Source organism: Brevundimonas sp. 1080 (assembly GCF_040545985.1).
Classification (GTDB): Bacteria; Pseudomonadota; Alphaproteobacteria; order Caulobacterales; family Caulobacteraceae; genus Brevundimonas.
Genome location: NZ_JBEPMW010000002.1, coordinates 96644 through 110227, shown reverse-complemented (window position 1 = coordinate 110227; position 13584 = coordinate 96644). Strand labels below are relative to the sequence as shown.

Below are 13584 nucleotides of genomic sequence, written 5' to 3'. Positions count from 1 at the left end.
CTCCCCATCGGCCTCTGTCCGCACGACAGGGATTTACCTCCGACAGGGAGATGCGCAGATGCGCGGGCTGAAGATTGCGGCGGTATCCGTCATGGTGACGGGTGCGCTTTATGGTTGTTCCCCAAAGGCAGAGGCGCCGGCGCAAGGCGCGCCGCCCGTGACGGTGGCCGTGCCGCTGAAGCAGCAGGTGCGGGACTGGGACGAGTTCACCGGTCGCTTCGAAGCAGTCGAGAGCGTGGATGTGCGCGCCCGCGTCGGCGGCTATATCCAGGCGGTTCACTTCCGCGACGGTCAGATGGTTCAAAAGGGCCAGCTGCTGTTCACCTTGGATCCGCGCCCGGCCCAGGCCGCCCTGGCCCAGGCTCAGGCTCAGGTGGCCCAAGCCCAGTCGCAACTGTCGCTGGCCCGCGCCAACCTGGCCCGCAGCGAGGCCCTGCTGGCCTCGCAGGCGGTGTCCAAGGCCGAGTATGATTCCAACAAGGCGGCCGTCGATGCGGCCCAGGCCAATCTGGCGGCCGGCAACGCCGCCGTCCGCAATGCGCGTCTGAACCTGGAGTACACCCGCGTCACCGCGCCGACCTCGGGTCGCGTGTCCGACCGCCGCGTCGATCCGGGCAACGTCATCGCAGGCGGTTCGTCGGCCGGCGACATCCTGACCACCATCATCTCGGGCGGCCCGATCCACTTCGTCTTCGACGGCTCGGAAGCGGTCCTGCTGAAATACCTGCGTCAGGGCGGCGCCAATCAGGGCGCGGTCGTCAATGTGCGCCTGCAGGACGAAAGCACCTACAAGCACACCGGCCGCCTCGACTTCTCGGACAACGCCGTGGACACCGCCTCGGGCGTGATCCGTCTGCGCGCCATCCTGCCCAACGCCGACGGCTTCCTGCGCCCCGGCATGTTCGGAAGCGCCCAGGTCGCGGGCGCCGGCGCCTATGACGCCCTGCTGGTCCCGGATTCGGCCATCGGCACCGATCAAGCCCGCCGCACCGTCGCCGTGGTCAACGCCGACGGCACCGTGACGAACAAGGCCGTCCAGCTCGGCCCGATCGTGCAGGGCTTGCGCGTCGTTCGTTCGGGCCTGGCTCCGACCGACCGCGTCATCATCGCGGGTCTGCAACGCGCCGCCCAGCCGGGCTCCAAGGTCACGCCCAAGAACGGCAAGATCGAACCCGTCGCCGGCGATGCGTCCCAGGCGCCCGTCACCCAGGCGGCGCCCGCGTCCAGCGCCTCCTTCGCCAACAGCCTGCCGGCCGGCTAAGCCATGAACATCTCCCGCTTCTTCATCGACCGGCCGATCTTTGCGGCCGTGATCGCGGTGGTGATCTCCATCATCGGCATCGCCGCCTATCCGCTGCTGCCGCTGTCACAGTATCCGGAGATCGCGCCGCCGACGATCACCATCAACGCCGCCTATCCCGGCGCCTCGGCCGAGACCCTAGCCGAAACCGTCGCCGCCCCCATCGAGCAGGAGGTGAACGGCGTCGAGAACATGCTCTACATCTCCTCCTCGTCCACATCGGACGGGGCGGTGGCCATCACGGTGACCTTCCAGCCCGGCACAGACCTGGATTCCGCTCAGGTGCTTGTTCAGAACCGGGTGGCCCTGGCCGAACCCCGCCTTCCAGAGGCGGTTCGCCAGACCGGCGTCGTGGTCAACAAGGCCGAGAGCGGCTTCCTGATGATCCTGGGCCTGACGTCGCCCGACGGCACCCTGGATAACGACTATGTCGGCAACTACGCCAACTCCACGCTGCGGGACCGTCTGCTGCGGATCGAGGGCGTGGGCGCGGTTCAGGTGTTCGGCGGCGGCAACTATTCGATGCGCGTCTGGATCGACCCGGCCAAGGCGGCCGAGCGCGGTCTGACGGGCCCCGAGATCGTTTCCGCCCTGCGCGCCCAGAACGTCCAGGCCGCCGCCGGCTCCATCGGCCAGCCGCCGTTCCCCAACAGCGCGGCCGCCTTCCAGCTGCCGGTCCAAGTTCAGGGCCGTCTCAGCGATCCCAATGAGTTCGCCAACGTCGTCCTGAAGACGGACGCCCAAGGCCGCGTCACCTATCTGCGCGACGTGGCGCGGATCGAACTGGGCGCCCAGGACTATGGCATCCGCGGCTTCTTTGACGGCCAGCGCGGCGTCGGCATCGCCATCGTTCAGCAGCCGGGCGCCAACGCCCTTGGCACCGCCGACCGCGTCCTGAAAGAGGTCGAGGCTCTGAAGTCCGAAGTGCCCGCCGGCATGAAGGTGGACGTGCCCTACAACCCGACCGAGTTCGTCGCCGCCTCGGTGGAGTCGGTGCAGCACACCCTGGTCGAAGCCGTCATCCTGGTCATCATCGTGGTCATGGTCTTCTTGCAGACCTGGCGCGCGGCCATCATCCCCATCGTCGCCATTCCCGTCGCCCTGGTCGGCACCTTCGCGGTGCAGCTGGCGCTGGGCTATTCGATCAACTCCCTGTCCCTGTTCGCCCTGGTCCTTGCGGTCGGCATCGTCGTCGATGACGCCATCGTCGTGGTCGAGAACGTGGAGCGGGCCATCGGGGAGGGGCTCAGTCCCAAGGAGGCAGCCTATCGATCGATGCAGGAGGTGTCCGGCGCCCTGATCGCCATCGGCCTGGTGCTGGTGTCGGTGTTCGTGCCGACGATGTTCGTGCCCGGCATCCCCGGCATCTTCTATCGCCAGTTCGCGGTCGTCATCGCCTCGGCTTCAGTCATCTCATTGTTCGTGTCCCTGACCCTGTCGCCGGCCATGGCCGCCCTGCTGCTGAAGCCGCACAAGAAGGATCACGAGCACGCTCGCAAGCCGGGCGTCCTGGGCACGGTCGTCTATTATGGCGGCTGGGCCGGGCGGAAGTTCAACGAGGGCTTCGACTGGCTGTCGGATCGTTACGGCCGCCTGACCGCGCGTCTGGTGCGCACGGTCGGTCTGGTGCTGATCATCTATGCCGGTCTGCTGGGCCTGACCGCCTGGCGTCTGGTGGATACCCCCTCGGGCTTTATTCCTGAACAGGATCAGGGCTTCCTGATCGGCGTCATCCAACTGCCGGCCGGCGCATCTCTGGACCGCACCCAGGCGGTGATGGAACGCGCCACCAAGATCATACAGGGCACTTCCGGGGTGGACGGCACCGTGGCCTTCGCCGGTCTGGATGGTTCCAGCTTCTCGTTCGGCTCCAACGCCGCCACCATCTTCGTGCGTTTGAACGGCTTCGAGGAACGCTCCAAGGAACAGGCCGCCACGGCCCTGGCCGGCGCCATCACCCAGGCGACCGGACAGATCGAGGACGCTCAGATCTTCGTCATCGCCCCGCCGGCGGTCCAGGGTCTGGGCACCGGCAACGGCTTCTCGATGATGATCCAGGACCGCGAAGGCGCCGGCTATCGTCCGCTGGAAGGCGCGACCTTCGCCATGATGGGCGCCGCCGCCCAGAAGCCGACTGAGGTCAGCCAGGTCTTCTCGACCTACAACACGGCCTCGCCGCGCATCACCGCCGACGTCGATCGTGACAAGGCGCTGATGTTGGGCGTCCAACCCAGCTCGGTGTTCGACACCCTGGGCGTCTATCTGGGTTCGTCCTACGTCAACGACTTCAACATGCTGGGCCGCACCTTCCGGGTGACGGCGCAGGCAGAGCCGACGGCGCGCGACGACATCGCCGACATCGCCAATCTGAAGACCAAGTCGTCCACGGGCGCCATGGTGCCGATCGGGTCGGTGGCCAATCTGGTCAACGATTCCGGCCCGGCGCGGATCGTGCGCTACAACCTGTTCCCGGCGGCCGAACTTCAGGGCAACGCCGCAGCAGGGGTCTCTTCCGGCGAGGCGCTGCAGGTCATGGAAACCATGGCCGCCCAGACCCTGCCGCAGGGCTTCTCCTACGAATGGACGGGTCTGGCCTATCAGCAGAAGGCGGCGGGTTCCGGCGCGACGGTCATCTTCCTGATGGCGGTAGTGTTCGTCTTCCTCGTGCTGGCGGCTCAGTACGAAGCGTTCACGCTACCGCTGGCGGTCATTCTGATCGTGCCGATGTGTCTGCTGGCGGCCATCATCGGGGTGAACCTGCGCGGCCTGGACAACAACATTCTGGTCCAGATCGGGCTTGTCGTTCTGATCGCCCTGGCGGCCAAGAACGCCATCCTGATCGTCGAGTTCGCCAAACAAGCCGAAGAAGAGCAGGGCATGAACCGGTTCGAGGCTGCGGTCGCCGCGGCCAAGACCCGCCTGCGTCCGATCCTGATGACCTCGTTCGCTTTCATCCTCGGCGTCGTGCCGCTGATGCTGGCCTCTGGGCCGGGGGCGGAGATGCGGCAATCGCTGGGCACGTCCGTCTTCTCGGGCATGCTGGGCGTGACCTTCTTCGGCCTGATCTTCACTCCGGTCTTCTATGTGGTCAGCCGCTGGCTGTCCTCGAAACTGCCGCAAGGCAAGAAACCGACCCCGACGCCTGACCGTCCTTCGGACCGGCCCGTGCGTTATGACGAAACCAGCGACCTGACCGATCCGAACGCGCCTGCGCCCGCGACCGGCCGGGGAGGGGACATCTGATGACCCGCAACAAGACCCTCAGCTTCCTGACCGCCGCAGCCTCCAGCGCCCTGCTGGCCGCCTGCGCGGTCGGGCCCAAGGCACCGGTCGCCGACCTGCCCGTCGCCGGCACAGGCGCCTTCGTCGGCTCGGCCAGTCCCACCGTCTCGACCGCCGCAGCGCGCGATGACTGGTGGCGGCTGTACGAAGACCCCACGCTGGACGCCCTGATCCAGCAGGCCTTCGCCGAGAACAACCAGCTCGAGGCCGCCTTCGCCAATCTGCGCGCGGTTCGGGCGTCGCTGTCAGAGGCCCGCGTCGGCCGTTTCCCGACCACGACGACCAGCGCCCAGGCCCAGCGCAGCCGCGCCTCGGCCGCCACGGTTCAGGGCCTGCCCGCCGGGGAGGATGCGCCCGAGATCGACACCTATGACGTCGGCATTCAGGCGGCCTATGAGGTCGATCTGTTCGGACGGGTGGAATCCACCATCCGCGCCGCCCGCGCCGACGCCCGCGCCGCCGAGGCCGCCCTGGCCACGGTCCAGGTGACGGTCGCGGCCGAGACGACCCGCGCCTATGCCGACACCTGCTCGGCCAATGCGCAGATCGCGGTCGCCGAACGGACGCTGGAGCTGCAACGCAACACCGCCAATCTGACACAGACCCTGCTCGACGGCGGGGCGGGCACGGGGCTAGACGTGGCCAGCGCCCGCGCGGCCCTGGCCCAGACGGCGGCGACCCTGCCGACCCTGCGCGCGGCCCGTAACGAGGCGCTGTTCCGCCTGGCGACCCTGACCGGGCGCACCCCGGCCGAGGCCAGCCAGGCCGCCGCCGCCTGCGTGCGTCCGCCTCAGCTCAGCCAGCCTATTCCGGTCGGCGATGGCGCCGCGCTTCTGGTCCGCCGTCCCGACGTGCGCCAGGCCGAGGCCGAACTGGCCGCCGCCGCCGCGCGCGTGAACGTGGCGACCGCCAACCTGTTTCCGCAGATCAGCCTGGGCGGCTCTTTCGGATCCACCGCGCTGGATTCGGATGAACTGGGCGACGACCAGAACTTCCGCTTCAGCTTTGGTCCGCTGATCAGCTGGTCCTTCCCCAACGTCTTCGCCGCCCGCGCCCAGATCAAGGCCGCCGGCGCCCGTTCGGACGCCGCCCTGGCGAACTTCGACCAGACGGTGCTGACGGCCCTGCAGGAGACGGAAACGGCCCTGTCCAACTACGCTAACGAACTGGACCGCCGTGCGGCCCTGACCGAAGCCAGGGACCAGGCCGCCCGCGCCGCCGACCTGTCGCGCCTGCGCTTCAACGCCGGCGCCGACAGCTTCCTGCTGGTGCTCGACGCCGAACGCACCCAGGCGGCGGCAGACGCGGCTTTGGCCCAGTCCGACGCCCTGGTCACGACCTATCAGATCGCCCTGTTCCGCGCCCTGGCCGGGGGTTGGCAAGCCGACAGCTGATCGCGTCGCGATGCTGAAACAAGGGGGCCGGGCGATGCATCGCCCGGCCCTTTTTCGTTCGTCCACAGTTTGGCGACTGTCTGGGTGTTCTGCATTTGTTCCATTCATGCTCTAACGGTCTGCGGCGGTCGGCGGTGTGATGGAGGATCAGATGAACGACGGAATCCTGGCTCATATGATGGCCGAACTGGATGCGGAACTGGCGCGGGCGGAGCCGTCCTTGCCCGCCCATCCCGAACATACGCGCCAGACCGAGATCATGCGCGCCCTGGCCCTGGGGCTGGGGAATTTCGAGCGGATGCGGGCGCACGACGTGCATCTGCTCGCCGCCAGTCTGTCGCCGCGATCGGCCTGATCCGGCGTCAGGGCTTGCGCTTGAACGTGTCGCCGATCTCAGCGGCATCCGGGCCGTCCGGTCCCGCGCTCTGGCGCTCGGCCTGACCGACCGCCTTGGCAGCCTTGTCGGAGGTCAGAGCGTCCGGCTTGCCGGCCGGACCGGCGCCGTTCTTCTCCCGGCCTTCGGTCTGTTCACGGTCCATGAGGATCTCCCTTGATGTGAGAGGTAGCGCGGCGGCGGCATACCAGTTCCTACCGCCTCTAACCTTGAGCGACATCCTCCAAGATAAGACGTTTCGCCTCACCCCGAGCGGATTCGATCTTGGACGCCCAAAACCGAAGCTCCTTTCCAGCTTTTATCGTGTTGCCATGCAACGACCACGTCAAATGCCCACGCTTGCTTGCTGGGAATGCTTCGCTTGGGCGAAACGGGATGACTTTTTCTAACTCCCGCACGTAGGCTCGCCCATTCCCGCTGATCGCATTGTAGCGAGTGATGTTGCCGGTGAACTCTTCAACCTCGGGGTTTTCGTCGCGGGTGTTCACCCATTCGCTCGTTGAGCTATCAAATGTCACTAGGACTGAGCGCGGCCTTTCGAGTGTTACTTGATCGACTCCTCGATCTATCGCTCTATGCGCGCGCCTAAGACTGCCTTCCAAAGTTTCGGCGAGTTGATCGAAGAATGTCTCATCAATCTCCAATTTTTGAATTGCAGGATTTTCTGCTTTTTCGTTCAGTTTTCCTACAGCCTTCGAGAAAGCGATTTTCATGAAGTCGTAGAATGCAGCGCCTGCGACGCCTGCTGTTGCCGGATATTTCTCAATGACTGTTATAATGTCGATTAGGACGCTGCCCCGTCGCGGTGCTTCGAAATAAATCTCGGCTCCTCTTAGTGCGGTTGCACGCGTGACAATTTCTTTCGTCATGAAGGCGTGGGCGGCAATCTGGATGGCTTGGGCAAATCCATAGAAAGAGCTGGACCCGTCATACAAATCTAATCCGCGCTTATCGACCGTAGCTCCTGAGAACCGGAGTTTGAGTGCATGGCGTGCTAGTTCTTCGGCCAAGATATTTCCCCTTTGGAAGTCGGGGACCTATATCGCGGATTGCTCAATAGCAACCCCAGGTATGGTCTCGGTCGTTCGTTACAATCCTAAATCACTCGGCCGTATTCACCTTCGCCACCACCGACATGCCCGGCGCCAGACGCTCCGCGGCGGGCTGGTTCGGATCGATGCGGATGCGGACCGGGATGCGCTGGGCCACCTTGGTGAAGTTGCCGGTGGCGTTGTCGGGGCGGATGACGCTGAACTCCGACCCGGCGGCGGGGGCGATGCGTTCGACATGGCCGCGCAGGGTCTGACCGCCCAAGGCGTCCACCGTGATCTCGACCGGCTGGCCGACGCGAATGTTCTTCATCTGCGTCTCCTTCATATTGGCCGTGACCCAGACCACGTCCGGCACCAGACCCATCAGCTGGGTTCCCGCCGTCACATACTGGCCCTGACGCACGCCGATCTCGCCCAGACGGCCGGCGCGGGGGGCGACGATGCGGGTGTTGGCCAGGTCGATCTGGGCCAGACGCACGGCGGCCTGAGCGTTCTCGACGGCGGCGGCCAGGCTGTCGCGGCCGACGACGGCGGAGGTGACGCCGGTCTGGGCGATGCCCTCGGCGGCGCGGGCCTGGGCGACCTGGGCCTGGGCGCTGCGCAGGGCGGCTTCGGCGACGTCCACATTGGCCTGGGCGACCCAGCCGCCGGCCTTAAGGGTGCGGGCGCGGTTGGCGTCAGCCTGAGCCCGTGTCAGCGTCGCCTCGGCCGCGGCGATGGAGGCGCGCTGCTGGGCCACCGATCCGCGTGCCGACGCCTGAGTCTGGGCCGAGTTGGACAGGGCCGCCTGGGCCGAGTGCAGGCTGGCCTCGGCCTGCTCCAGCCGCTGGCGATAGATGCGATCGTCCACCTGGGCCAGCAACTGCCCCTGTTGGACGGTCTGGAAGTCTTGGACCGGCACCTGGACGACATAGCCGTTCACCTGCGGGCTGATGATCGTCACTTGGCCGCGCACATAGGCGTTGTCCGTGCGCTGTATCGCGCCCCGGAAGGGCGGCAACTGCCAGGCGTACAGCACCATCAGGACGCCCAGCAGGGCGACACCGGCGGCGATGACGGTCCACATGACGTTCTTCTTCGGCGCAGGCGCAGGTGGAGCAGCGGCGGGCGCTTGCGGGGCGGCGGGGGCGGATGAGGCGGGGGCGGGCGGGGCGGCGTCGGTCATTGTGGGTCTCGGTTCAGTCGGCGGCGGCGACGGCGGCGCTCTGGACCGCAGCGTCTGCATTGTTGTTCTTGGCGTCGCGGCGCGCCTTCCAGCGCGGCCGCAGGTGGGTGACGGTCACCCAGGCGGAGCCCAGGGCCGCGATCACGGCGATGACCAAAAAGACGTCGTTGTAAGCCAGCACATTGGCCTGCTGCGTCACCTGTCGGCCCAGCAGCACGGCGCCCTCGGCGTTCGCCAGAGCGGGGTCCGTTATCGTCGAGGCATAGGCGCCCGACAGCTGACGCAGCCGCAAGGCGACCTGCGGGTCCAGCGCCGAAATCCCGGCCGCCAGCTGGTTGGAATGGTATTTCTCGCGGATGATCTGCAGCGTCCCGGTCAGGGCCGATCCCGCCAGACCGCCGACGTTCTGAAGCACGCTGAACATGACGATGAAGCTGATCAGGTTCTGCTTGCCCTGGGTCAGCACCTTGACGATGCCGATCATCAGCGCCGGGCCGATGAACATGGCCGAGGCGAAGGCGATCAGGGCCTGGCTGAAATACAGCTGCGCCGGGCGCGTCAGGACCGTCGAATGGCTGTCGATCCAGGCGCCGACCGCGATCAGCGCCAGGGCGATGGCGATCGGCTTGTTCAGCTTCTCCATGTTCAGGGTGAAGGCGCTGACCAGGGTGCCGGCGATCATCGACAGCAGGATGACGACGAACAGGCCGTGAAGCTGATCCGGTCCCAGGCCGACGACGGTCAGGAAGCCCACCGCGCCGGAGGTCTGCTCCGACAGCACGATGCGGATCAGCAGGATCGCTCCGAACAGGCGCAGCAGGTCTGGCCCAGTCAGCCAGCGCGTGTTGATCAGCGGGTTCTTGCGATTGTGCTCGACCAAGAAGGCGGCGGTCAGCAGGATGACGGAGCCGATCAAGGCCCAGCCGATCCAGGCGGCTTGCGTCCACCAGACGATCCGCCCCAGGCCCAGGGCTGCGCACAACAGGGCCACGCCTGGCGCGAACAGGGCGAAGGTCAGGAAGTCCAGCCGGTCGAATACGCGCAGCCGCTCGGACGGCGGCAGCTTGACCACCTGCACCGCGCCCCAGGCGACCAGGCACAGGCCCAGCTCAAACATATAGAAGGCGCGCCAGTCGCCCAGCTGGAGCAGGCCGGGCATGACCAGGCGCGAAATCGGCACGGCGAAACTGGCCAGGCCGATGCCGATAATCAGTCCCTTCAGCCGATGCGCCGCCGGGAAAGCCTGGATGATGTAGAGAAAGCCGAGGCTGCTCAGCCCCGCGCCCGCCATGCCGGCGATGGCCCGCACCAGCAGGGTCGATTGGTAGTTGTCGACGAACAGGTGGGCGGCGCAGACCAGCACGAAGGCGCCCAGGAAGATCTGGGTGAACAGGCGCAGGCCGTACTGCATCCGGAACTTGACGAGGATCAGGTTCATGCAGGCGTTGGTCATGACGAAGACGACCGGCAGCCAGGCGGCCTCGGTGATCGTGATCCCCAGCGAGCCTTGCAGGTTCTGGATGTTGGCGGTGACGGCGGCGTTGCCCAGCGATCCGACCATGGCGACCAGCAGGCCGGTCAGGGCGTACTGAATCCGCATCGGCCAGGCGTGATCGGGCGTAGCGGGCGAGCCGGGCATCATCGGCCGCTCGTGCGGCTTCAGCGTCTCGACATACTGTTCCCAGGGCAGGTGCCAGTTGTTGCGGGCCATCAGCGCGGCTCCCCGCGCGGTCTTAGGCCGTCAAGAACAAGCGCGCGGGTGCGCAGCGACACGGCCTGGCGCTCGGCTTCGTCCGCGCCCTGAAAACCGGCGCCCAGCAGGGTGGCGATCAAACGGATGTCCATCGGCCGCAGATCCTCCCTCACCAAGCCGGCGGCCTGGGCCCGCTTCAGCGGTGCGGCGCCCGCCTCCATCAAGCTCTGCCGCAAGGGGGTAAGCGCATCCGGCGACCGCACGTTCCGCACGACGCCGGCCAGTCCCGCATTGCGCACCATGTCCTCGGCCAGCCGGTCCAGAAACCAGAAGAAGGCCTGCGGATCATCGCCCTGTTCGGCGGTGCGTCGACCCAGGTCTGCGACGTCGGCCTCCAGCACCGCCAAGGCCAGTTCCGTGCGGTCGGAGAAGTGCCGATACAGGGTGCCGCGCCCAACCCCGGCCCGTTCGGCGATCAGATCCAGGGGCGCATCCAGCCCTTGGTCGGCGAAGACCGCGCGCGCGGCCTCCAGCACCGCCGCCCGGTTCAGAGCGGCGTCCTTGCGGACAGGTTTTTCGGCAGGGCGCGTCATGGTGAGGCGCGTAAATGGACACGACTGTCCGTTTTGCAAGGGCGGCTAGAGCGCTTTTTCCAGCACCGCGAAATCCAGCTCGGGCCGGGGCGGATCGACGGGGAAGGGGCGGGTCTCGCCGGTCGGGGCGTAACCGCGTCGTTCGTACCAGGCGATCAATTCGGTTCGGCGGTGGATGACGGTCATCTCCATCCGGCGCGCGCCGAAACGCGCGACCGCTTCGCTTTCGGCGGCCGCGAGCAGACGACGGCCAAGGCCGGACGCCTGCAAGGTCGGCTCGACCGTCAGCATGCCGAGATAGGCCAGGTCATCGCCGGTGCGGGCGACCTGGACGCAGCCGATCAGCGCACCGTCGCGATGGGCCAGCAGGATGACCCGGTCGGGATCGGCGATCAGGGCCGACAGCTCCGCCGCGCTGGTGCGATCATCGAACAGCAGGTTGGCCTCATGCGTCCAGCCGGCCTTGGCGGTGTCGCCGCGATAGGCGCGCTCGATCAGCGGATGCAGCGCGGCGACGTCGTCGGGCGTCGCCGCGCGTATGGCGATCTGCGTCACCGGCTGACGCCCAGCTCCGTCAGCAGATGATCCATCCCATAGACGTCGCGCAGGGCCACGGTGACGGCCTGGGTGGTGACGATCACGCTGCGGTTGGTGTTGCGATCGTAGCCATAGGCGTTGCGCTGGGTCAGGACGGTGGAATCGAAGTTGGCCCCAATGATCTCGCCCCGGGCGTTGACCGCGGGCGACCCGGACGAACCGCCGATCGTGTCGGTCGAGACGGCCATGTCCATCACCGCGTTCGGATCGATCCGATCCTTGGCGGCCATCAGCTTGGGCGCGACCTTGAACGGTTCGGCACCGGTGGCGCGGTCCCACAGGCCGGCGAAGGTGGTGAAGGCGCCGAAGCGTTGGCCCGGCACGTCGGAGCCTTCGACCTTGCCATAGGTCAGGCGCAGGGTGCCGGTGGCGTCGGGATAGACGGCGTCGCCATAGGCAGCGAAGCGGGCGGCCGCCAGCTGTTCCGACGCGCGGTCGGTCGGCGCCTTAACCTTGTTCTCCCATTCCGTGCGGACGGCGCGGGCGTCGGCGTCGATCGACAGCACATACTGGATCAGCGGATCGTCCGACGCCTGAACCGCCGCCAGGCCGCCGGTCCACAGGGCGCGACGCACGGCCGGATCGGCCAGTTTGGTGCCCGAGACGACGCGGGCCGATAACGCCTCGGGGCTTTCCTTGCCCAGCAGGGAGCGCACATAGGGGCTGTCCACCGTCAGCCATTCGCGCGTCTTGGATAGCCACCATTCCAGCCGGATTTGCTCCAGCTCGGGATAGGTCGGCCGCTCGGCGAACAGACCGGATTCGACGCCCGGCAGACGGCTGTCGGCGAACTCGGCCAAGCGCTGGTCCGACGGCTTGGCCCGTTCCTGCGCACCGCGCACAATGGCCTTGGCCCACTGGAACAGCTGCGATCCGCCGGCGACCGAGGTGGTGCCCAGGCCCGTGCCGCCTTCCAGCAGGGCGGTCGGGGCATAGAGTTCGCGCGCGATGGGCTGGACCGCTTCCAGCGCACCCCACGGATCGGGACCATTGCCGTTGGCGGCGGCGTAGCGCTGCATGAAGTCGACCTCGGCCGCAGCCTTGGCCTGGATGAACTGGGCGTCGGTCAGGGCGCGCATCCGGCCCAGGCCGCGCTTGTAGGTGTTCTCCACGCCCACAATCGGGTCCATGGCGATAAAGGCCTGATCCTCGCCCTCTTCGGAATAGCGGATCAGACGACCGCGCAGCTCCGATGCGATCAATTGATCCAGCGGCAGGACCACGTCGCGGATCGTCGCCAGCTGGTCCATCGTCAGCAGGCGCTGGGTCGCGCCGGGATTGCCGGTGATGAAGACGGCCTCGCCCTCGGTCGGCTTGTCGGCGTTCCAGGCGAAGTGGATCGGCGTCTCGACCGGCTTGCCGTCCTCGTACAGGCGAATGAAGGCCGCATCGATGGCGAAGCGCGGGAAGGAGAAGTTGTCCAGATCGCCGCCGAAGGTCGCGGCGCGGTCTTCCGGCGCCCAGGCCAGGCGCACATCGCTGTATTTGCGGTATTTGTAGAGTTTGAACTGGCCGCCCCGGTACAGGCTGACGACCTGGCAGCGGATCTTGGGATCGTTGCCGCAGGCTTCAGTCTCGATCCGCCCGGCCTCGGCCTCGCGCGCCTGGGTGAAGGCCTGGCCCTCAAGCCCTTCGCCGGCCTTGTGCATCCGCTCGGTGACATCGGAGATGTCGGTCAGGATCTCGGCCGTGGCGCCGGGGCATTTGCGCTCTTCCTCACGCGTCTTGGGCGTAAAGCCCGTCTCGCCGTACTGCTGTTGCGGCGTGGACAGGTTGGCCACGCAGGTGGCGACGCAGTGGTTGTTGGTCATCACCAGACCCTGGCCCGACACCACCCCCGCCGAGCAGCCGCCGAACTTCACCGACGACAGCCGCACCCGATCCAGGAAGGCCTGATCGATATTGGTCCCCAACGTCTGGTTGGCGCGGGCGATGGGGAAGTTGTCGTAGGTCCACATGCCTTCCTCGGCGCCGGCCGAGCTGGCGGCGGCGAAAGCGAGAACGGCGGCGGAGGCGAGGAGAAGAGGGCGCATGGGCGGTGTCCTTTAGGTCTCCCCCCGCATGGCGGGGAGGTGGCGCGGCGCTTCTTCAGCGTCGTGACGGAGGGGCTCTTG

Annotated in this window: 11 protein-coding genes; 4 read left to right on the top strand and 7 right to left on the bottom strand. The window is 67.0% G+C overall.

Annotation, left to right across the window (positions count from 1 at the left end):
* The first annotated feature begins 58 nt into the window (after nt 1-58).
* The 4 genes from ABIC32_RS05985 (at nt 59) to ABIC32_RS05970 (ending at nt 6331) form a co-directional block, all read left to right on the top strand.
* Nucleotides 59-1261: an efflux RND transporter periplasmic adaptor subunit gene (locus ABIC32_RS05985; protein ID WP_039244573.1), complete on the top strand. Its 1203-nt coding sequence runs from the start codon at nt 59-61 to the stop codon at nt 1259-1261.
* A 3-nt stretch (nt 1262-1264) separates the two neighbouring features.
* On the top strand, nt 1265-4543 hold the full coding sequence (locus ABIC32_RS05980) for an efflux RND transporter permease subunit (protein ID WP_354073109.1): 3279 nt from the start codon (nt 1265-1267) through the stop codon (nt 4541-4543).
* The gene (locus ABIC32_RS05975) at nt 4543-5976 is read left to right on the top strand and encodes an efflux transporter outer membrane subunit (protein WP_354073107.1); all 1434 of its coding nucleotides are present in this window, start codon (nt 4543-4545) and stop codon (nt 5974-5976) included. Before ABIC32_RS05980 ends, ABIC32_RS05975 begins: the two co-directional genes overlap by 1 nt.
* 151 nt (nt 5977-6127) lie before the next feature.
* Nucleotides 6128-6331 carry a hypothetical protein gene (locus ABIC32_RS05970; protein ID WP_228763748.1) on the top strand — a complete coding sequence of 68 codons (204 nt, stop codon included), beginning with the start codon at nt 6128-6130 and terminating at the stop codon, nt 6329-6331.
* Nucleotides 6332-6338: 7 nt separating this feature from the next.
* Here the strand turns inward: ABIC32_RS05970 and ABIC32_RS05965 are convergent, their stop codons facing one another.
* The 7 genes from ABIC32_RS05965 to ABIC32_RS05935 form a co-directional block, all read right to left on the bottom strand.
* On the bottom strand, nt 6339-6515 hold the full coding sequence (locus tag ABIC32_RS05965) for a hypothetical protein (protein ID WP_354073105.1): 177 nt from the start codon (nt 6513-6515) through the stop codon (nt 6339-6341).
* Nucleotides 6516-6573: 58 nt separating this feature from the next.
* Nucleotides 6574-7380: a DUF7946 domain-containing protein gene (locus ABIC32_RS05960; protein ID WP_354073103.1), complete on the bottom strand. Its 807-nt coding sequence runs from the start codon at nt 7378-7380 to the stop codon at nt 6574-6576.
* Between the two features lie 91 nt (nt 7381-7471).
* Entirely contained in the window at nt 7472-8587 is a 1116-nt protein-coding gene (locus ABIC32_RS05955) for an HlyD family secretion protein (protein ID WP_354073101.1), read from the bottom strand.
* Between the two features lie 13 nt (nt 8588-8600).
* Nucleotides 8601-10298 (bottom strand): MFS transporter, encoded by a 1698-nt coding sequence (locus ABIC32_RS05950; protein WP_354073099.1) that lies wholly within the window; start codon nt 10296-10298, stop codon nt 8601-8603.
* Nucleotides 10298-10873 (bottom strand): TetR family transcriptional regulator, encoded by a 576-nt coding sequence (locus ABIC32_RS05945; RefSeq protein ID WP_284876719.1) that lies wholly within the window; start codon nt 10871-10873, stop codon nt 10298-10300. The genes ABIC32_RS05950 and ABIC32_RS05945 overlap by 1 nt, the downstream gene beginning before the upstream one ends.
* Nucleotides 10874-10918: 45 nt before the next feature.
* Nucleotides 10919-11428, bottom strand: coding sequence for a GNAT family N-acetyltransferase (locus ABIC32_RS05940; protein WP_354073096.1), 510 nt, complete (start codon nt 11426-11428; stop codon nt 10919-10921).
* The gene (locus ABIC32_RS05935) at nt 11425-13503 is read right to left on the bottom strand and encodes a S46 family peptidase (protein WP_354073094.1); all 2079 of its coding nucleotides are present in this window, start codon (nt 13501-13503) and stop codon (nt 11425-11427) included. Before ABIC32_RS05935 ends, ABIC32_RS05940 begins: the two co-directional genes overlap by 4 nt.
* Between the last annotated feature and the right edge of the window lie 81 nt (nt 13504-13584).